This is a genomic window from Xanthovirga aplysinae, assembly GCF_009711365.1.
GTDB classification, from domain to species: Bacteria; Bacteroidota; Bacteroidia; order Cytophagales; family Cyclobacteriaceae; genus Xanthovirga; species Xanthovirga aplysinae.
In genome coordinates this window covers 1-733 of sequence record NZ_SMMB01000217.1, presented here as the reverse complement: position 1 = coordinate 733, position 733 = coordinate 1, and the positions used below count along the sequence as shown (strand labels likewise).

The 733-nt window shown below is 32.6% G+C and carries 1 protein-coding gene; it reads left to right on the top strand.

Going from position 1 to position 733, the window contains the following annotated elements:
* The first annotated feature begins 65 nt into the window (after window positions 1–65).
* Window positions 66–599, top strand: a complete 534-nt coding sequence (locus E1171_RS00465) for an ArsI/CadI family heavy metal resistance metalloenzyme (RefSeq protein WP_187696117.1) — start codon at window positions 66–68, stop codon at window positions 597–599.
* Window positions 600–733 lie beyond the last annotated feature (134 nt).

The following is a 733-nucleotide window of genomic DNA, read 5'->3' as shown; positions in this document are numbered from 1 at the left end:
TTTTTTATAATCTAATTCATCGCAATATTACGATTAAATAATTTTATATTAAAAATTAGATGCTTATGAAAAAGCAAAGTAATTTTCCTCGAATGCACGTTAGTTTTTACGTAAAGGATATTGAAAAGACGGTTGATTTTTATAGTAGATTTTTTGGTAAAGAGGCAGATAAAGTAAAGTCCGATTATGCAAAATTTATTTTGGAGCAACCAGCTCTAATTATATCTTTTGTGCAAAACTCTGAAAAAGTAAATCCCCGATTTGGTCATTTAGGAATTCAAGTAGAGTCGCTGCAAGATTTAGAACAAAAATTAGCTACAGTTAAAGAAAAGGGACTAACGATTAAAGAGGAAATGGGAACAAATTGTTGTTATGCGAATCAAGATAAGTTTTGGGTCAGTGATCCGGATGGTGTACAATGGGAAGTGTATTATTTTCATAAGGATGTAGAATTTAATGATCCAAGGTATTCCGATGCATCTCAGTCGGAAACAAATTGCGGTGTTCCACCTTCAAATGAAAAGCAAAAAATTAAACTTGTGGAAGTGCACCAAAAAGTGGAAGCCAATGCTTGTACGCCTGGAAGTGGATGTTGTTAATCAATTAGAAAATATTTTAGAAGTTTTTGGGGTCTAAGCTATCGCTTAGACCCTGTTTTTTGCGGATATAGTTTTAAAATAGTAACTGTATACCCTTTATTCTAATTACCTTAAAGGGATTGTCAGGGATATAG

What these genes read in the sequence shown, in the direction of transcription:
- E1171_RS00465 (WP_187696117.1), top strand. Translation starts at nt 66, where the DNA reads ATGAAAAAGCAAAGTAATTTTCCTCGAATGCACGTTAGTTTTTACGTA.